The sequence below is a fragment of the Flavobacterium johnsoniae UW101 genome (genome assembly GCF_000016645.1).
Lineage (GTDB): Bacteria > Bacteroidota > Bacteroidia > Flavobacteriales > Flavobacteriaceae > Flavobacterium > Flavobacterium johnsoniae.
In genome coordinates this window covers 747,482-766,776 of sequence record NC_009441.1, presented here as the reverse complement: position 1 = coordinate 766,776, position 19,295 = coordinate 747,482, and the positions used below count along the sequence as shown (strand labels likewise).

The following is a 19,295-nucleotide window of genomic DNA, read 5'->3' as shown; positions in this document are numbered from 1 at the left end:
TTTTAACGTTTTAAATAAATTGTAAAAATGTACGGTAAAATTAAAGAACATCTGCAAAGTGAGCTGCAGACAATCGAAGAAAATGGTATTTTCAAAAAGGAGAGAATTATAACATCGCCCCAAGGTGCTGAAATTACGATTTCGACCGGAGAAACAGTTTTAAATTTTTGTGCCAATAATTATTTAGGGCTTTCGTCGCATCCAGAAGTGGTTCAGGCAGCAAAAGATGCAATGGATACTCATGGTTTCGGAATGTCGTCTGTTCGATTTATTTGCGGGACTCAGGATATTCATAAAACATTAGAAAAAAAAATAGCTGACTTTTATGGTACAGAAGATACCATATTGTATGCTGCTGCATTTGATGCAAACGGTGGTGTCTTTGAGCCTTTATTAGGAGAAAACGATGCGATTATTTCAGATAGTTTAAATCATGCTTCTATTATAGATGGTGTTCGTTTGTGTAAAGCGGCTCGTTATCGTTATGAAAATAACAATATGGAAGATCTGGAACAGCAGTTAATCAAAGCAAATGAAGCAGGAGCCCGTTTTAAATTAATTGTAACTGATGGTGTTTTTTCTATGGACGGTTTAGTTGCGCCTTTAGATAAAATCTGTGATCTTGCTGATAAGTACGATGCAATGGTTATGGTTGATGAATGTCATGCTGCAGGATTTATAGGAGCAACAGGAAAAGGTACACTTGAAGCAAAAGGTGTAATGGGACGTGTTGATATCATTACTGGAACTCTAGGTAAGGCACTTGGAGGGGCAATGGGAGGTTATACAACAGCTAAAAAAGAAATAATTGAAATTCTGCGTCAGCGATCAAGACCTTATTTGTTCTCAAACTCACTTGCGCCTTCAATTGTTGGAGCTTCAATAAAAGTATTTGAATTATTAGAAAAAGACACAACCCTTAGAGATAAGCTGGAGTGGAATACTAATTATTTTAAAGAAGGAATGAAAGAAGCCGGTTTTGATATAATTGATGGAGATTCTGCAATCGTACCAGTGATGCTTTACGATGCAAAATTATCTCAGACAATGGCAGACGAACTTTTAAAGCTGGGCATTTATGTAATAGGATTCTTCTTTCCTGTAGTTCCAAAAGATAAGGCGAGAATAAGAGTGCAGCTTTCGGCAGCGCATACCAAAGAACACTTAGACAAGGCAATAGAAGCTTTTAAATTAACAGGTAAAATGTTAAAAGTTATATAATTGCCACATTTGGTGTTTTTTTGTAGGTTTTTTTTAACATTTGATTTTGTATTTAAAAAATTTGGTGTTACTTTTGCTTGTAATTAACTAAATTGTAATTAAAAAAATTAAGTATGAAACATCTTAACAAACTTTTAGTTGCTGTATTGATGGCGATGGGTTTAAGCTCACACGCGCAAGACAGTAACAATCCATGGGCTATCTCTTTCGGAGTTAATGCTGTGGATACTAGGACTAGTTCGGGTTCAGGAAGTGGATTTTTTGATCAGCACTTCTCTCAGCCATTCTCAGTAAAAGACAACTGGAATATTCTTCCTTCTTTATCTTACATTGGTGTGTCTAGATATGTAGGTAGTGGTTTCTCAGTTGGTTTACAAGGATCTGTAAACAAAATTGATAAATATGTAACTTTCGCTCCAAGTGCTCCAGGGCATGACTCAAGAGGAAACGTTGTAACTAATCCTGGCGACTTGATGTACTACGGAATTGATGCTACAATCAAATACAGCTTCCAAGAATTAATCAAATCTAAAGTGGTTGATCCTTCGTTATCTGTAGGTGGAGGTTATACTTTCTTCGGAGATAGCAGCTACGGAACTGTTAACCCAGGTGCTGGTGTTACTTTCTGGTTTACTGATGCTATTGGTCTTGAATTAGCTACAAGATACAAGTGGTCTGTTAGTGGTGATAGAGAAGATGCAGCTGGTGTTCCAGATGCTCCATCTCACTTCCAACACACTGCAGGTTTAGTTTTCAAATTCGGAGGTAAAGATACTGACGGAGATGGAATCTATGACAAAGATGATGCTTGTCCAGATGTTGCTGGTTTAAAACAATTCAACGGATGTCCTGATACTGACGGTGACGGAATCGTTGATGCTTCTGATGCTTGTCCAAATGAATTTGGTTTAGCTGCATTAAACGGTTGTCCTGATAGAGACGGAGACGGTGTTGCTGATAAAGATGACGCTTGTCCAGATGTTGCTGGTTTAGCTGCTTTAAAAGGTTGTCCTGACACTGACGGTGACGGTATCGCTGATAAAGATGATAAATGTCCTACAGTTGCTGGTCCTAAAGAAAATGGTGGTTGTCCTTTCTTAGACGCTGATAAAGATGGAGTTTTAGATAAAGATGACGATTGTCCTACAGTTCCTGGTCCAGCTAGTAACAGAGGATGTCCAGAAGTATCTTCTCAAGCTTTAGAAGATCTTAAAGTTCAAGCTAGAGCTATCTACTTTAACTCTGGTAAAGCTACTTTCAAAACTGGTGACAAAGAAACTCCAGCTAGATTAGACGCTATTAAAGAAATCCTTAAAAACTATCCAAACGCGAAATTCTCTATTGAAGGACACACGGATAACACAGGTTCTGCTAAAATCAACGATAAATTATCTCAAGACAGAGCTAACGCTGTATTAAACGCTTTAGTTGAAAGAGGTGTTAATCCAGAAAATTTAGAAGCTAAAGGATTTGGATCTTCTCAACCAGTTGCAAGTAACAAAACTGCTGCAGGTAAAGCACAAAACAGAAGAACTGAAATCAAACATATTGGTTCTAAATACCAAGGTAAACTATAATTTACTTTGTAAATAATACCGAAAAGCCATTCTTAATTGAATGGCTTTTTTTATTTTTATAAAATGATAAATACGTCTTTTTTAGAGAAAATTGCTGGTGTTGTAATACAAAATTATTCAGATAAACTTTCTGAAACCACAATTGTACTGCCTAATAAAAGAGCTAAAGTTTTTCTTATTGAAGCTCTTAAAAAAGAAACATCAAAAACTATTCTCTCTCCGGAAATTATCAGCATTGAAGATTTTGTACAAGATGTAGCGTCAATTAGATCAATTGATTCTATTGAGCTGTTGTTTGAGTTTTATGAGGTTTATTTGTCAGTTACAGATAAACAGCATCAGCAGTCATTTGAGCTGTTTGCTAATTGGGCAAAAACACTTTTACAGGATTTTAATGAGATTGATCGTTATCTTTTAGATCCATACCATGTCTTGTCTTATTTGAAAGATATTGAGGATATTAAAAAATGGGGAATTGAAGTAGAAAACAAAACAAAACTTTTAGAAAATTATATTGATTTCTGGAAGCTTCTTCCTATGTATTACGATTCCTTATATAACCATTTATTAAATAAATCTATTGGTTACCAAGGGTTGATTTATAGAGAAGCGGTAAATAACCTGAATCATTTTTCGAATACCATTTCAAACCGTAATTTTATATTTGCCGGATTCAATGCCTTAAACGCTGCAGAAGAAAAAATAGTACAACATCTTTTAGCATTAGATCAAGCCAAAATTTATTGGGATGTAGATCAGACTTTTTTAAATGATCCATATCACGATGCAGGACTTTTTGTGCGTCGTTTTAAAGAAAGCTGGAAACACTATAAATCACATCCTTTCGAGTGGATTGTAGATGATTTTTCACAAACTAAAAATATAGAAGTAATTGGAACCCCAAAAACTATTGGACAGGCTAAAATTGCTGGAAGTATTATTGAGGATTTAATTAATAAGAACCCTGCGGCTTCTTTAGATAAAGTTGCGGTAGTTTTAGGAGAAGAAAATTTACTAATTCCGGTTTTGTATTCGCTCCCATCTTCTGTTGGAGCTTTGAATATTACGATGGGATATTCAGGAAAAAATAATCCATCGCAGATACTTGTGGCAAAATTTTTCAAAATGCATACAAACGCGCTTTCCCGCGCGGGAAATTATGTTTTTTATTATAAAGATGTGCTCGATGTTTTGACACATTCTTTAGTAGAACCCTATGCAAATGTGAATCATTTAGTCAGGATTATAAAAGAAAACAATTATACTTTTATTACCCTTAATAAAATTTTGGATCTGAATCCAAATCCTTCCAAGTTATTTTCTTTATTATTTCAGAAATGGGAAAATGGATCTGTTGCAGTTTTAGAAAATATTTCGGCAGTTTTGCTGCTTATAAAGCAAAGCTTTAGCAACGATAATGAAGAAGAAAAAATAGCAAAAACGTTTGTTTATGCTGTTTTTAAAGTAATAAATAAGCTTATTAATTATTATTCGCAGCACAAGCATATTGATAATATCGATACGCTTCATGCTATTTATAAACAGATAATAGATGTTGCAGAAGTTTCTTTTGAAGGAGAACCTTTGCGCGGGCTTCAAATTATGGGAGTTCTTGAAAGCCGTGTACTAGATTTTGATACCGTAATTGTAACTTCAATGAATGAAGGAAAATTTCCGGCAGGAAAATCCCAGAATTCATTTATTCCTTATGATGTAAAAAAAGAATTAGGTCTGCCGACTTTTAAAGAAAAAGATGCTATTTATACCTATCACTTTTATCATTTACTGCAGCGTGCAAAAAACATCTATTTAATTTATAATACCGAAAACGACGGATTAGATGCCGGTGAAAGAAGTCGTTTTATCACGCAGCTTGAAGTTGAAAAAAAATCAAGGCATAATCTAACTTTTGATATTTATAATCCTGTATTGCCAACTACTGCTTATCTGCCAATGGTGATTCCAAAATCCGATGCAGTTATGGAGCGATTAAAGGAAATTGCTTTGTCAGGATTTTCTCCTTCGGCATTAACAAGTTATATTCGTAATCCTACTGAATTCTATTTTCAAAAAATCCTGCGTATTCGTGAAGTCGAAGAAGTAGAAGAAAATATTGCCTTAAATACACTCGGAACCATTATTCACGAAACATTAAAAGCTTTATATGATCCTTTTGTTGAGAAATTTATTTCTGAGTCTGATATTTTAAATTGTTTTAAATTGTTGGATGACGAAGTTCTGAAGCAATTTAAACTTGTGTATAAAGAAGGTGAAATTAAAAAAGGGAGAAACCTTTTGGCGTTTGAAGTCGCAAAACGAAATGTTTCTAATTTTTTGAAAATTGAATTGGAGTCAATCAAAAATGGAGATACAATTAAAATTATTGCTTTAGAGAAAACTTTCGAACGAGAATTAGTCCATTCAGAACTGCCATTTCCGGTTTTAATTAAAGGAAATGTAGACAGAATTGAACTTCGTAACGGAAAAATAAGAATCGTTGATTATAAGACAGGAAAAGTTGAAAAAACAAATATTGTACTTAAATCGTGGAATGGTTTAACACAGGAGCTTAAAAACGATAAAATTATACAGGTATTGGCTTATGCTTTTATGTATGAACAATTGGCAGGAGAAACTCCAATAGAAGTTGGTATCATTTCATTTAAAAATTTAAAATCGGGGTTTTTATCTTTCGGATTTAAAGAAGATAAAGATTTGGAAGTTACCGTTTCTAAAGCAATTTTAAATTCTTATGTTGAAGAAATTGTACTGCTTTTAAAAGAAATATTTGATCTGAGTATCCCTTTTGAAGAGAAGATTTAAATGCATTTTTAATTTTTGTATAAAATCAAAATCAATGTTTGGTCTTTTAGAAAAGCGATTCAAAAATTGACCCGCTAAACAAAATACTTGATTTTTTTAAATTTGTATGTTTTCTCTGACTTGCTTTAATGGCGGGGTATTTTGGCTTTATCTACAAAAAAAATTCTATTAATATAAAAAAAGCTTACCTGATCGTTTTTGTGTTTTTATTTTCTTGGGGTTGAATTTTTATCAGGAATTCAATAAGTCAAATATGTTATGATAAATAGAGTATAAAAACAAAGAATTCGTATACACTTAAATTTTACTAAAAAAATGTAGTCCTGTTTTTTTTAGTTTTTTGACTTTAACTGAATGTTAAGATTCAGATCATGAAGGAAAAAGCTGCGATAATATTAAATAATCATTGCAGCTTTTTGTAAGTAGTTTTTAACTAAATATTTTTTTGAAAAAACCTTTTTTTGCAGGTTCTTCTGAAATTGAAGCATTTATAGGTCCATTTTCAAAACGAAATCTTCTGAACTTCATCAATTTTACATTTAAGTCAAAACGTAATTCATCTACAGTTTTCATTGGAAATTTTTTTTGCAAATTTAGAAAAAACTTCTATTAAACTGATTATCTGCACGTATCAATAATGTGTTTTGAATTTTATGAATTAAAATGTTTGAATTTTGGATAATTCTCTTTTTTCTGTTAAATTTTTTTAATGATTTTCTTTTAAAAATCAGGTTTAATTATAGTATAAACAAAAGTGATTCAGATAGTTGAGCGAAGTCATTTTTTTAACAAGTGTTTAGCCGACAATTCTTTTTATTAAAAATAACTTTGACCTTCTTAAAAAAATTAATGTTATATGGTTGATTTAAATACACTTGTAGAAGAAACTGGAGCTGAGTCTGGAATTACTTTTAATATTGACGGAGTTCTATTAGAATCTGTGAATTTAGAATATGATGGAAATGTTGCCGCGATGATTGGAATGATTTTGAAAATGTGTTTGGAAATGTCTGAAGATGTTAATAATGGCGATTTAAAACAGGTGATGATTAAAAATAATGATGGTATTGTTGTTGCTAACAAAAGCGAGGATGACAATTGTGTAGCATTATTATCTAAAGATATTAGTAAAATGGGGCTTCTGCTTCGTAAAATGGATACTGTTTTCAGCAATTAATTTAAACCAATTATTTATATATACACATGTCAGATTTTTTACAAAATTTTCAAAATGATTTAAAAGAGAATGTTCACGGATTTATCGCAGTTTCTGTAACTGAGGTAGAAACAGGAATGTCGTACTGCTCGCTTTCTGTAAAATCAGATTTTGATCCGGAATTAGCATCTGCTTATAATTTAGAAGTTGTAAAAGCAAAATTAAACGCCATTAAAGCTCTAGGATTAGATCAAAAAATAAACGATATTTTAATTACATTGACGGATCAAATACATATTATAGATGTTTCTGAAGACGGCCAGTATTTTATTTACTTAGCTGTTGATGCTAAAAAAGCAAATCTTGGATTAACAAGAGCTACTTTGGCAAAATTCAAAAAAGACATTATTACAAAATTATAATTTTTGCCCCCAAAATGAAGAAAAGGCTGTTTCGATATCATTTCGAAATGGCCTTTTCTGCTTTTAATATTTTCCTTTAATTTTAGTTGAAGAACTGTAATAAAACAGGCTTCAATTCTTCTTTGTTTTCAATTTGGCTCATATGCCCGTCTTCAAAAGAAACTAATTGTACAGATGTATTCTCTGCTTGCGAAAGACTTTCTTCGTAGCTTAAAACAGGATCTTTTTTTCCTAAAATTAATAAAACAGGAAAGCGGTTTTGTTCTAACAGCCACTCTCGGTCTTTTCGTATTTTCATTCCTTCCAATGAAGCTATAATTCCCTGCAAAGGAGTTTTTAAAGCTTCTATTTTTGCCTTTTCAATTTCTTCTGCTAATCGCGTTCTATTGTTTTCGCTGAATAAATTAGCAATGGCTAAGCTGACAAAGTTGATATAGTTTTGTTTTACAGCTTTTATGGCCCGGGTTCTGTTTAATTTTTTTTCGGCGCTGTCTTCTTTTGAAGTTGAATTTAGTAAAACCAATTTCTGTATTTTCTGCGGATACAATTCGGCGAAAGCCAAACCAACATATCCGCCCATTGAATGCCCAAGAATTATCGCTTTTTCTATTTTTAAATGTTCTAAAATTTCGTTTATAACATTGGCATTATCTTCCATTTCATGAACATAGCCTAATGGATCAGATTCGCCATGACCTAATAAATCGATTGTTATGACGCGATATTTTTCTGAAAAAAAAGCAACATAGTCTTTCCACATTTTTTTGTTTTCCAAAAAGCCGTGCAGTAAAACAATTGCGTTTCCAGTTCCTGAATCTGAGTATGAAATCGTGGTGTTTTTATATAAAAGCGTTTTCAAAATGAACTTTTTTTGTTATGAAGCACAAAGTTAAGAAAGCTGGAGTAAAATATCGAAATGTCTTGGTTTAATTGGGAAATCTTTAAAGTAGTAATAAATTTATTTATAACAAATATTGTTTGTGAACTAATAAAAAATGGCTTCCGTTTCTGAAAGCCATTTAAAATTAAAATCTATTATCACCGTCCAGGAGATTTCCTAATCCGCCAAGGAGGCTTCCTTCGTCACGGCTGTTTCCGCCAGATCTTGGTGCCGATGCTATAATTCGGTCTGCTAATCTGGAGAAAGGAAGTGATTGTATGTAAACCGTTCCCGGACCTTTTAATGTGGCATAAAATAATCCTTCGCCTCCAAAAATAGAATTTTTGATGCCGCCAATAAATTCAATATCATAATCTACATCTTTGGTAAAACCAATAATACATCCCGTATCTACTTTTAGAACTTCGCCATGACCCAAAACTTTTTTAGCCATTGTTCCGCCAGAGTGTACAAATGCTATTCCGTCTCCTTCTATTTTCTGCATAATAAAGCCTTCACCGCCAAATAAGCCTCGTCCTAATTTCTGAGAGAATTCGATCCCGACCGAAACGCCTTTTGCAGCGCATAAAAAAGAACTTTTCTGGCAGATAAACTTACCTTGAAATTCTGTTAAGTCAATTGGAAGGATTTTTCCAGGATAGGGCGATGCAAATGATACTTTGCTTTTAGTATTTCCTTGGTTTAAAAATGCGGTCATAAATAAACTTTCGCCCGTAAGGACTCTTTTACCCGCGCTTAAAAGTTTGCCAAACAAACCTGAGCCTTGTTGTTGAGAACCGTCTCCAAATATGGTTTCCATCTGAATATTGTTTTCCATCATCATAAAACTGCCGGCTTCGGCAATTACAATTTCCTGCGGATCTAATTCTATCTCGACATATTGCATTTCTTCTCCAAAAATCTGATAATCTATTTCGTGTGCCTGCATGATTTCTTAGTTATTTGTTTTTAAAATTAGACTCATGATGCAGCAGAATGTTACAATTTTTGGTGTAGTTCAGTGGTTTTTAAAAACATAAAATCATTTTGTTATTTTAAATTAGTCTTAATTATGTGTTTAATTACTTTAAATTCTATATTTTTGCACCGTTATTATATTTTATCAGAATGGCATTAGTTAGTGATTTGACCACCAAAGTATTATTTGAAACCGAAAAAGGATACAGTTATCAATGTGATTTGACCAATAGTATAATTATCAATTTTGTTGATACAGTGTCAAGTTATAAAATTCATGATTTTTTGATTTTTCAAAGAAAGGTTAACAGCGTTGACATTCTCAATATGCTTTATGACTTATCTGATCAGTCAGACGCGCAGCTGATTGAAACTACCAAAAGAAATTTTTCCAGAAATCTTACTATCTGTGAAATAGTACAGTTAAGAGATTTACTAAACGGAACTAAATTTACCCTCAGTTTGCATTCTATGCTTTGTAATATTGTAAACGTCGAGCTTATTTAGATTCTTACTTAGATTAAATCCAAATTTTCAGGCAGTTAGGACGGTCTTCTTTAATTTTTGTAATTTTACACATATAAAAATTAAAGGATATGAAAGATTTACTAAGAACACGTACTTCATTAGTTGAAGGTGTAGAAAATATATTAAACTTACAGGCAAAATTAGAAAGTGACGCATCTAACAAATATTTAGCTATGGCTGCATGGCTGGATAGAAACGGTTATGCAAATACAGCATCTTATTTGTATAAGCAGGCCGAAGAAGAAAGAGAGCATTTTCTAAAAGTTTTCAAATATATTACAGATATGGGAGGGATTGCCGTTACGCCATCTATTCCAGAAGTGCAGCAAGAATTTGCTTCTTTGAGAGAAGTATTTGAAATTGCTTTACAAAATGAAATTGCTGTTACTCAGGCAATCAATAAAGTAATCGCAAAATGTAGAGCTGAGAATGACTACGCTACAGAAGATTTTATGATGTGGTATGTTGCTGAGCAAAGAGAAGAAGAGAAAAACGCAAGAAGGGCTTTAGAGCTTTTTGAGTTAATCGATGAAAATGAAGCTGCTGGCAAATTCCAATTAGATGTGCAAATAGCAAAAATCGGATAATAATCGATTTATATAATTTTAAAAAAAGCTGTCTCAAAAGAGGCAGCTTTTTTTATAAGCTTCGGAGAAGCGAAATATTTATAGACAAAAATGTTTTTTACAACATAAAGCTCCGGAGGAGCGACATATTTTTATACATTCTTAATATATGTCGCTCCTCTGGAGCTTTTTTATATTTGTCTTATTGAAATCCTATAAATATTTTACCCCGCTGGGGTCTGCCGATGGAATAATTTATAAATATTCTGTTAATTCAAGAGGAGTGTGTTTCTTTTATAAGCTTCGGAGAAGCGAAATATTTGTAGCAAAGAATAAGATAAAAATTTCACCCCGCTGGGGTTTTTACACATAGAATAAATTTTGCAAATATTTGAGAAGCAAAAAAGCTGTCCTTTTGAGACAGCTTTTTATTTTATTTTAAAAATGAATTAATATCGTTGAAATACTTTTCTCTGGCATCAAGCCATCCGTAATGTTTGGAATGTTCTAATAAAATCAATTTCGAATTTGGAAAAGTCTTATGTGCCAATTCTCCAATTTCATTGCTGATAATATCTTCTTTTCCCTGAATAATTAAAACAGGATTTTTGAAATTCTTCAGTTTAGATTTATAGTCAAAATTCATTTTCTGCATGTCCGACCATAACAAACCATTGATTGTCGAATTTCCCTGAGTTAATCTTTCGGCAATAATCGGAATAAATTTTTGATCGTAGACATAAGCCGGAGCCATGGCACGACCGCGTCCGAGTCTTGCTTTGTGAGATGTATCGCCTTTTTCGATTTTATCATTCCAGTAATTCATAGAATCTATTTCAACTTTCGAAAGATTCGATTCGATTAAATTCGGGCCTTTCAATAAAGATAAATCTACACCTCCAGAAGAAGATAAAATCAACTTGTTGATACTGTTGGGATAAATAGTTGCGTAATATGAACCCAACATTCCTCCAAAAGAATGTCCGAGAATATTCCATTTTTTGATTTTAAGATGTTTTCTCAATGATTCAATATCATCAATCATTAAACGCATAGAAATTGTCTTAGCGTCTAATTTTGAAAGTTTCGATTTTCCGGTTCCTCTTTGGTCATAAATAATTGTTTGCTGATTTTCGCCCAAAGTTTTTGCCATATCTTCAAAACCATTACTGTTCATTCCCGGGCCGCCGTTTATAATTAAAAGCGGTTCGCCTTTTCCGAATGTTTTGTAATATGTTTTGCTTCCGTCGTTATTTACGGCATAACCTTCGGTTTGCGCGTAAATATTTGCCAGAAACAATAAAAAGCCAAAGAGAAAAATCTTTTTCATCAGTGAATTATTCATTCATCAATGTTTCAATCTCGTCAGCTTCAACAGGAATGTTGCGCATCAAGTTGAAAGGTTCTCCTTTTTCCTGAACCACAACATTATCTTCTAAACGAATTCCGAATTTTTCTGCCGGAATATAAATTCCCGGTTCAACTGTAAAAACCATATTTGGTTTCATTGGTTCATGAAGCAATCCGTAATCGTGCGTGTCAAGTCCCATGTGGTGAGAAGTTCCGTGCATGAAATATTTTTTGTAAGCAGGCCATTCTGGATTTTCGTTCTGAACATCGGCTTTGTCTAGTAAACCTAAACCAAGCAATTCAGAAGTCATGATTTTACCCACTTCAATATGATATTGTTTCCAAAGCGTTCCTGGCGTAAGCATTTTAGTAGCTTCGTTTTTAACTCTCAAAACAGCATTATAAACCGCTTTTTGACGTTCTGTAAAACGTCCCGAAACCGGAATTGTTCTCGTCATATCGCTTGAATAGTTTGCATATTCTGCAGCAACGTCTAATAATAACAAATCACCTTCTTTACATTGCTGGTTGTTTTCGATATAATGTAAAACATTAGCATTGTTTCCAGAAGCGATAATTGGTGTATATGCAAAACCTTTAGAACGGTTACGAATGAATTCGTGTGCTAATTCAGCTTCAACTTCATATTCGGTAACATTTGGTTTTACGAATCCTAATAATCTGCGGAAACCTTTTTCTGTAATATCACAAGCGTGCTGAATCAAATCGATTTCTTCGCTTTCTTTTACAGAACGAAGTCTTTGTAAAATTGGGTTGCTTTTTGCAACATTGTGTGCTGGATAACGTTCTTTCCACCATTTTACAAAACGAGCTTCGCGGGTTTCTGTTTCAACAGTTGCGCGGTAATGTTCGTTTGTATTGATGTACATCGTATCGGCATACGTCATCATTTCGTTCAAAATTTTATGAAAATCCTGTAACCAATAAACGGTTCTAATTCCAGAAACCTGAAAAGCACGTTCTTTAGTCAGTTTTTCACCTTCCCAAACAGCAATATGATCGTTGGTTTCTCTCAAAAAAAGAATTTCTCTTTGATGCTCATAAGGCGCATCCGGAAACAAAAGCAAAACACTTTCTTCCTGATCTACACCGCTCAGATAGAAAATATCTCTGTGCTGTGCAAATGGTAAAGTACTGTCGGCACTAATTGGGTAAATGTCATTTGAGTTGAATACTGCAACAGAATTAGGTTTCATTTCAGCCATGAACTTTCTGCGGTTTTTTACAAAAAGAGCGCTGTTTATTTGATGATATTTCATAATTGTTTCGTTTTTGAACTTTGAATTTCAAAATTAATGATTTTTGAATTAGTGGCGTATAGCAGATTTATTAAAGTTTTCTTATTTATTGTTTTTGCCACAAAGGCGCTAAGGCATGAAGTTTTTTAACCGCAAAGAACGCTAAGGTTTACGCAAAGTGCGCAGGAGATTTTTGCTCGCAAAGACGCGAAGTCGCAAAGTTTTTTGTTGCAAAGAACACAAAGTTTAAGTTTTGTTTTGTCTTCCTGAGCGGAGTCGAAGGATCGCAAGTAACTCCACAAAGATTGTCTGTTTTGTTTCACGCAGATTTTGCAGATTTTTTCTTTTCAAAATCACATGTAATCACAATCTTGTCATTTCGAGAAACGAGAAATCTTCGCCAGGAACTCCTCAAAGATTAAAATGCAGACAATTTGTTATTCTGAGAAACGAAGAATCATTTTGGAGACTTACAAAAAGGTCAATTGTACTTCATGTAGATTCTGTAGATAATAAAATTTAGTAACTTAAAATTTCAGAATTTCTGCAATGATGTTCCTTAGAGATGATATTTTTGTTTTGTTTTTCATTTGGCAGAGCTTTATAATTAGGATAAAAATATCTATTCTCAAGATAAAATTTGACTTTGTAATGTGTGTGGTTCTATTATGCGTTTTTTTTATTATGAAATATGATTATTTTGGTTAAATTGTCCTAAAATTAAATTTAAATTAACACTAACTATAAACTTTTTTTAATGACTGACGAAGAATTACCTTTTGATAATGATAGAACAAAAGAGAGTTACATTCGGGATCAAAAAATAAGAGATATTCTTGGAAAAGAAGCTTATTTAAGAAGAGAACGACAAAAGTTAATATCTGAAAAACCTTGGTATAAAAAACCAGAAATTATTATTGCAATTTTTGGGGTTATATTTCCGATTTTAGCTTCATATTTTATTACTTCATATGAAAGTGATAGGAAGGAATTAACTGTTTTGAATAGTAATTTTGAACCTATAATTTCAGAATCTAGTAATTTTCAAGGAAATTTGGTGATCAGTTATGACAGTGCCGCTGTAAACAATATTTCAAAACTAACTATAAAATTAAAAAATACGGGGAATGTGAGCTTAGTTAAATCGGATTTTCTTGATGGACCTGTTAATTTTCAAATTATTTATGATAAAAATAATTTGAGCACTATTTTGCAGGTTAGAAAAAAATCTGATGCGAATCAACAAAATTCGGAACTTTCTTATAAAAACGGAAAAGCGAAAAGCAGTGTAATTTATCTTCCAAGTTTGTTGAACAAGGGGGATGAAGTATTGATAGAGGCGTATTTTTTAAACACTCCTAATGCTAGATTTAATGTTGTGGGAAAACTTTTAAATGGAGATATTAAGGACACAAGGCCAATCGATTCAAAAGATACAAAAATTGGATATAGAACTTTTATACTTTCAATTAACTCTTTTTTTGGTTACAAATGGTTAACAGTTTTTATCTGTATAATTCTTTTTATATCGACATCTCTTTCTTCTATTTTTCAATATGCGATGGCGCAAGATCAAGATTTAGATCCCAAGACTTTAATATATTTAATAGTTACTATAACTTCCTTAATTGCAATATTATCAATTTCAATCATGATATCAGTTTTAATATATATATAGAATTTAGTTTTTTAAGTTTGAAAAATTATATATAGAAGGTGTAAAATAACACGCATAAAAATTAAAGAATAAAAAAACCGAAGCTTTTGAAATTTCAAAACTTCGGTTTTTTATTTTTATAAAAATAAATTTCTATTTCTTATCAAGTAACTTCTCCAAATAAGCAGCTTTCTCTCTTTCTATTTGAATTAATCTTTCATAAAGTTTTTCATTCTTTTCAATAGATTCAATAAGTTTATCTAAAGGATTAAAAGTGCATCCATAACTTATTACTGAAGAACCAGTATTATTTTCTATTTCAATAGTATTTCCAATAATATTAAAAACAGCATCTTCAGAAAAATTTTTAATAGTTTCTGCTGAAACTCCCAAAGCTTCCGCAATTTTCTTTAGTTTCTCTTCATCAACACTTTCGCTTCCTTCAATAATAGAGATAGATTGTTGGTTTGTACCAATTGCAATAGCAAGTGCTTCCTGCTTCATATCTCTCAGTTCTCTAATTCGGCTAATGTTTCTGCCGATATGTTTTGGTTTTACTGTGCTCATAGTTCAAAGATATTTAAAAATTGGTTACATTTTTGGTTTCAGTAGAAAACAAGTTCGTTCTTGTGAGATACAAATTGTAAATCTTTTCGCGGGTAAAAATACAACTTTTCTGACTATCGTTTGATTTTCAATTTAGAATTACGTAATCTTGATATTCAAAAAATCACTTCGAACAATACCAATAAAATGCAGACTTCCAATTTCAAATTAACAACAATTGCCGAAATCAAAACCAAATATCCTTTTTTAACTGAGGATGAAAAGTTTGATTATTTTGATGAATGGGAAGACGAAGATTTTTTTCTAACGGCAGAAGAAAATGCCAATTTTGAAGGAAATTTTTATTTAGACCTTTATGAAGATAAAGAGAAAAAATGGCTGGCTAAATTGCTAAATCTTCCGGCTAAAAATATTGAAGAAATAAGAATTGAAGGCATTTTTATAAATGGAAATTTCTATGTAAGCGGTTCAATTATTAATGCCGAAGGCGATTATGGACCGTATGTTTTTATAAACGGAAATGTAAACTGCCAAAGTCTTTTACTTGGCGGTGCCAATGTTGAAATAAAAGAAAACGTTACAGCAAAAGAAGTAGTGATGACGTATTACAATCATGGAAATTTCAATTGTTCGGGTTCTATAAATTCTCCGGTTTTTATTGTTACAGATCACAATACGGCATTTGCAGAAAGAAAAAATGATTTGTTTTATTATAATGACAGAGATGAAATTGATCCGAAAAATGAATGTGAATATGATGATGAAACCGACGAAGAAATTATTTCAAACGAACTTAGAAAATTACTCGATAATCCGTTAATTGAAACTTTTGAAGAATTAGAACGAGATCTGGCAAGAGGCGAATTGGTTTTAAAACAAAATAATCCGCCAGCTAAAACTTACGAATATTGGCGTGAGCGTGTTTTGGCAAATTATAGGGATCTTAAACTAGTTCCGAAGCAATTTAAAACCGAAGAACTCTGCAATTTGGCATTAAATATTACATTTCATGCTTTGCCGTTTGTCGATCAGGATTTAATAACTTCTGAACTCTGCGAAAAATTAGTAAGCAAAGATGGTTTTGCGATTCAGGTAATTCCTGATGAATTTATAACGGAAGCACTTTGTTTTAAAGCAGCAGAAAACGGTACAATGTTGAGATTGATTCCAGAAGATTATTATTCGGAAGAATTGATTTTGTTAGTTTTTAAAAACGGAAAACATCAACCTGATATCAACGATGTTCCTTCTCAATTTATAACAGAAAATCTTCTTGTAGAATATGTGAAAATTGGAAAAGGATTATGGCTGGATAAAGCCTGTAAAGCAACTGGAATTGATAAGTTGCAGGTTTTAAAACAAGTAATCGATTCAGGAATTCAATATTTAGATAATATTTTTGGAAATCATTTTAGTAAAGAAACCGTTGAATATGCTTTTTCTGTTTATAAAAATGATGAGGAGTGGAATAAATATGTTCAAAAATACAAACAGAAATTTGAACGACTTGAGAAATGAAAGAGCTATTAATAGAAAGCAAAGGAATAAGAACCAAAGAATATTTTATACCGCCTTTCGAACTTAAAAAAGGAGAACTGCTTCTCATTCACATATACGGAACAGCTTACTTTTATGAAATGAAAGCTGAGTTAGTAGATATTTTTACAGGAAAAATACAACATGAAAATATAAAGATAGTACAGCCCTTAACTTTTGCAGAGAATTTTAAAGAATCAAGATTTGTACGCATTTTTAATTCTATAACAGTAAGTAGATACTTAAAAAGAAATACAAATTTGCATGAAGACTCAGAGCCAAAAATCTTTGAAGAAAACGGTATCTCTAAAAAAGACAAAGTAAAAAGCCTTGATTATAGTCAAAAAAAGTTACTTTCTTTATATTCTCTTTTTACGAAAACAAGAAATATAGTTTTTGATTTAAGTGGAGAAGGTCCTGTTGGAGCTATAAAAACATTTGATTTTGTTAAAGATCAAATTAAAAATGATGGTGCCGCAATTTTAATTGATTGGGCGGGAAGTGATGTGAAAGATAAATGTTCAAAAGTTGTTACTATTGAATGGCTTATTGAACCTAGAAAAGGAACTTTATTATAAAACCTGCAAATTAAAATGGTTGGGAGAATTTGTTTAAGCTAATTGATTTTTAAGATGAAAGATGAAAAAACTAAAATCAGAAAAATACAAAATCAAGATCTAGATTTCGTTTACAAAGCAATCTGCGAACTCGAAAAGGAAATTCTAGATTTTGAAGTTTTCGAAATGATATTTAATGAAAACATTTCAAATCCAAAAAATCTGTATCTCATTGCTGAAAACAAAAATGAAGGTTTAGGTTTTATTAGTTTTCATACCCAAAATCTCCTTCATCATTGCGGATTGGTTGGTGAGATTCAGGAGTTTTTTATTCATCAAAAATATAGAGGTCAAGGTGTTGGACGATTATTAATAAATGAGATTTTAGATTTTGCAGAGAAAAATGGATTGAAAAGCATTGAAGTAACGACAAATAAAAAACGTGTAGAGAATGTCGCGATTTATGAAAGTTTGGGTTTTAGGTTAAGTCATAATAAGTTTACGATTTATAAATAAAGAATTATCAGTCTAGTTTGTCATTTCGACGAAGGAGAAATCTTCACGAGAAGCTCGGCAATGATTGGCTTGTTGAAACGGAGTTACTTGCGAAGATTTCTCCTTCGTCGAAATGACAAGATTGTGAAAAAATAATTAGGATGAACAAACTAAATCCATCAATAAAGCATCATTTAGTAATTGCCATTCTCATTAGTTTATGGCTTTTCGTTTTTGCTTTTGTTATAAAACCTTTTGATGACGGAACCATAAATTTCAGAGCTTGGTTTTTAATCAGTTTTGGTTTTAGTGTAATGGCATTTTTGTGTTATGGTCTTTTAGCTTTTATTCAAAAAAGCTTTTACAAAAGAATAGGAAAGTGGAACATCAGTTTAGAAATAACAGCCATTTTTCTATTTTATGTACTGTATTTAATTGGAGTTTTTGCTTTTTATAAAAGTCCAATTTTAAATGGTGGATATGATTTTTCAGAGTTCTTTTCGATAATCTTTATAAAAGTCGCTTTGATTTTGACACCTGTAATCATTCTCGCAAGAAGATATTTAATTAAGCTTATTCCAAAGGAGAGAGATGTTTTGATTTTTAAAGGAGAAAACAGATTAGACATTCTAAAAATCAATAAAGCTGATTTGGTCTGTATTTCGAATGCACAAAATTATATAGAGATTTTTTATATTGAAAATAATAAACTCCATTCGAAACTTATTCGATCTTCTCTCAAAAAAGTGCTTGACGATTTTGGATTTTTGGTTCAAATCCATCGTTCACATTTAATAAATCCATCGCATTTTAAATCTTGGAGAAATTCAAATACAATTATTTTGACTCAAATTGAACTTCCGGTTTCTAAAAATTATAAAGATGTTTTATTGGCATTGTAATTTCATACCTAAAATAATACATTTCGTACCTAAGTCAATAAAATAAAGCTTTCAGATAAATTTTCATTCTAGTTTTACTTCATCAATTTTTAAAACAAATTATGAAAACAAAACAACGCTGCCTGATCGGATTACTGTTTTTTCTAATCAGTTACTTATTCTTTTCTAAACTTTTACCAAGTTTAAGCGAATCTATAGATTTTGCACATTGGTTTAATTTAATTGGAGCTTGTTTTTTGCTTTCGTTTAATGACGCATTTCCAAGAACAAAGACAAATAAAGTAACTTCTGTTTTGACAGCTTTAGGTGTTATTGCGCATATTGGTCTATGTACAATCGATTTTATAATGTCAAGTTACGGAAATAATGAAACTGCAAAAGAAGCATTAGGTCAGCATATCAGCAATTCACCATTAATTTTTTATCCGTTTGTGGCTGTTGGTCCGTCTTTACTTTTTCTTGGTTTGGCTTTGCATGCATTTACTTTTATAAAAACAGAAACGGTAAAGTCTTTAATGGTAATTTTTGGTTCGGCTGCTGTGGGATTTTCCTTTTTTGCTTTAAAAAATGGAATTTTAATGTTTTTGAGTTGTGTAATTTTTGTTTTAGGATTGGGGTTGTTGCTTTATGTGCCAAGAACTTTGTCAAAGTTTTTTTAAGACAATCTTGCCATCCTGAGCGAAGTCGAAGGACGCGTTAGTTGCTCGACAAAGATTGGAATATTGTTGCGGAGCTGCTTGTGTGTCCTTCGACTTCGCTCAGGATGACAAACTGTATGATATAGAAATAAAAAACCGAAGCATTTGCTTCGGTTTTTTGTT

The 19,295-nt window shown here is 32.1% G+C and carries 19 protein-coding genes; 13 read left to right on the top strand and 6 right to left on the bottom strand.

The annotated features are described in order from the left end of the window. Positions 1 to 27 precede the first annotated feature (27 nt). The 3 genes from kbl to FJOH_RS03650 all read left to right on the top strand — a co-directional run bounded on the left by kbl (position 28) and on the right by FJOH_RS03650 (position 5,621). Positions 28 to 1,221: a glycine C-acetyltransferase gene (kbl, locus tag FJOH_RS03660; RefSeq protein ID WP_012022787.1), complete on the top strand. Its 1,194-nt coding sequence runs from the start codon at positions 28 to 30 to the stop codon at positions 1,219 to 1,221. Positions 1,222 to 1,334: 113 nt separating this feature from the next. Further along, positions 1,335 to 2,798 (top strand): OmpA family protein, encoded by a 1,464-nt coding sequence (locus tag FJOH_RS03655; RefSeq protein ID WP_012022786.1) that lies wholly within the window; start codon positions 1,335 to 1,337, stop codon positions 2,796 to 2,798. 63 nt (positions 2,799 to 2,861) lie between these two features. Then, positions 2,862 to 5,621: a PD-(D/E)XK nuclease family protein gene (locus FJOH_RS03650; RefSeq protein ID WP_012022785.1), complete on the top strand. Its 2,760-nt coding sequence runs from the start codon at positions 2,862 to 2,864 to the stop codon at positions 5,619 to 5,621. Between the two features lie 429 nt (positions 5,622 to 6,050). On the opposite strand, the gene FJOH_RS26915 is transcribed toward FJOH_RS03650, so the two are convergent. Continuing rightward, on the bottom strand, positions 6,051 to 6,194 hold the full coding sequence (locus FJOH_RS26915; protein ID WP_159436622.1) for a hypothetical protein: 144 nt from the start codon (positions 6,192 to 6,194) through the stop codon (positions 6,051 to 6,053). A 283-nt stretch (positions 6,195 to 6,477) separates the two neighbouring features. On the opposite strand from FJOH_RS26915, the gene FJOH_RS03645 reads away from it, so the two are divergent. After that, positions 6,478 to 6,798: a roadblock/LC7 domain-containing protein gene (locus tag FJOH_RS03645; protein ID WP_012022784.1), complete on the top strand. Its 321-nt coding sequence runs from the start codon at positions 6,478 to 6,480 to the stop codon at positions 6,796 to 6,798. 26 nt (positions 6,799 to 6,824) lie between these two features. Then, entirely contained in the window at positions 6,825 to 7,199 is a 375-nt protein-coding gene (locus FJOH_RS03640) for a hypothetical protein (protein WP_012022783.1), read from the top strand. A gap of 82 nt (positions 7,200 to 7,281) precedes the next feature. Here the strand turns inward: FJOH_RS03640 and FJOH_RS03635 are convergent, their stop codons facing one another. After that, positions 7,282 to 8,058 (bottom strand): alpha/beta fold hydrolase, encoded by a 777-nt coding sequence (locus FJOH_RS03635; RefSeq protein ID WP_012022782.1) that lies wholly within the window; start codon positions 8,056 to 8,058, stop codon positions 7,282 to 7,284. Between the two features lie 166 nt (positions 8,059 to 8,224). Next, positions 8,225 to 9,028, bottom strand: coding sequence for a TIGR00266 family protein (locus FJOH_RS03630; protein ID WP_012022781.1), 804 nt, complete (start codon positions 9,026 to 9,028; stop codon positions 8,225 to 8,227). Between the two features lie 179 nt (positions 9,029 to 9,207). On the opposite strand from FJOH_RS03630, the gene FJOH_RS03625 reads away from it, so the two are divergent. Together FJOH_RS03625 and FJOH_RS03620 are read left to right on the top strand one after the other, a co-directional pair. Then, positions 9,208 to 9,564, top strand: a complete 357-nt coding sequence (locus tag FJOH_RS03625) for a hypothetical protein (RefSeq protein ID WP_012022780.1) — start codon at positions 9,208 to 9,210, stop codon at positions 9,562 to 9,564. Positions 9,565 to 9,653: 89 nt separating this feature from the next. Continuing rightward, positions 9,654 to 10,172: a ferritin gene (locus FJOH_RS03620; protein WP_012022779.1), complete on the top strand. Its 519-nt coding sequence runs from the start codon at positions 9,654 to 9,656 to the stop codon at positions 10,170 to 10,172. A gap of 412 nt (positions 10,173 to 10,584) precedes the next feature. Here the strand turns inward: FJOH_RS03620 and FJOH_RS03615 are convergent, their stop codons facing one another. After that, a complete protein-coding gene (locus tag FJOH_RS03615) occupies positions 10,585 to 11,496 on the bottom strand; it encodes an alpha/beta fold hydrolase (protein ID WP_012022778.1) in 912 nt (303 codons plus the stop codon). Next, the gene (locus tag FJOH_RS03610; RefSeq protein WP_012022777.1) at positions 11,489 to 12,781 is read right to left on the bottom strand and encodes an aminopeptidase P family protein; all 1,293 of its coding nucleotides are present in this window, start codon (positions 12,779 to 12,781) and stop codon (positions 11,489 to 11,491) included. Before FJOH_RS03610 ends, FJOH_RS03615 begins: the two co-directional genes overlap by 8 nt. Before the next feature lie 736 nt (positions 12,782 to 13,517). On the opposite strand from FJOH_RS03610, the gene FJOH_RS03605 reads away from it, so the two are divergent. After that, positions 13,518 to 14,438, top strand: coding sequence for a hypothetical protein (locus FJOH_RS03605; RefSeq protein ID WP_012022776.1), 921 nt, complete (start codon positions 13,518 to 13,520; stop codon positions 14,436 to 14,438). A gap of 132 nt (positions 14,439 to 14,570) precedes the next feature. Here the strand turns inward: FJOH_RS03605 and FJOH_RS03600 are convergent, their stop codons facing one another. Beyond that, entirely contained in the window at positions 14,571 to 14,984 is a 414-nt protein-coding gene (locus FJOH_RS03600; protein WP_012022775.1) for a helix-turn-helix domain-containing protein, read from the bottom strand. Between the two features lie 120 nt (positions 14,985 to 15,104). Between FJOH_RS03600 and FJOH_RS03595 the strand changes: the two genes are divergently transcribed. The 5 genes from FJOH_RS03595 (at position 15,105) to FJOH_RS03575 (ending at position 19,133) form a co-directional block, all read left to right on the top strand. Then, on the top strand, positions 15,105 to 16,502 hold the full coding sequence (locus FJOH_RS03595) for a polymer-forming cytoskeletal protein (protein ID WP_235022994.1): 1,398 nt from the start codon (positions 15,105 to 15,107) through the stop codon (positions 16,500 to 16,502). Then, a complete protein-coding gene (locus FJOH_RS03590) occupies positions 16,499 to 17,098 on the top strand; it encodes a hypothetical protein (RefSeq protein WP_012022773.1) in 600 nt (199 codons plus the stop codon). The genes FJOH_RS03595 and FJOH_RS03590 overlap by 4 nt, the downstream gene beginning before the upstream one ends. 54 nt (positions 17,099 to 17,152) lie before the next feature. Then, positions 17,153 to 17,593 carry a GNAT family N-acetyltransferase gene (locus FJOH_RS03585; protein ID WP_012022772.1) on the top strand — a complete coding sequence of 147 codons (441 nt, stop codon included), beginning with the start codon at positions 17,153 to 17,155 and terminating at the stop codon, positions 17,591 to 17,593. A 140-nt stretch (positions 17,594 to 17,733) separates the two neighbouring features. Then, the gene (locus FJOH_RS03580; RefSeq protein WP_012022771.1) at positions 17,734 to 18,474 is read left to right on the top strand and encodes a LytTR family DNA-binding domain-containing protein; all 741 of its coding nucleotides are present in this window, start codon (positions 17,734 to 17,736) and stop codon (positions 18,472 to 18,474) included. A 101-nt stretch (positions 18,475 to 18,575) separates the two neighbouring features. Beyond that, positions 18,576 to 19,133 carry a hypothetical protein gene (locus FJOH_RS03575; protein ID WP_012022770.1) on the top strand — a complete coding sequence of 186 codons (558 nt, stop codon included), beginning with the start codon at positions 18,576 to 18,578 and terminating at the stop codon, positions 19,131 to 19,133. The last annotated feature ends 162 nt before the right edge of the window (positions 19,134 to 19,295 follow it).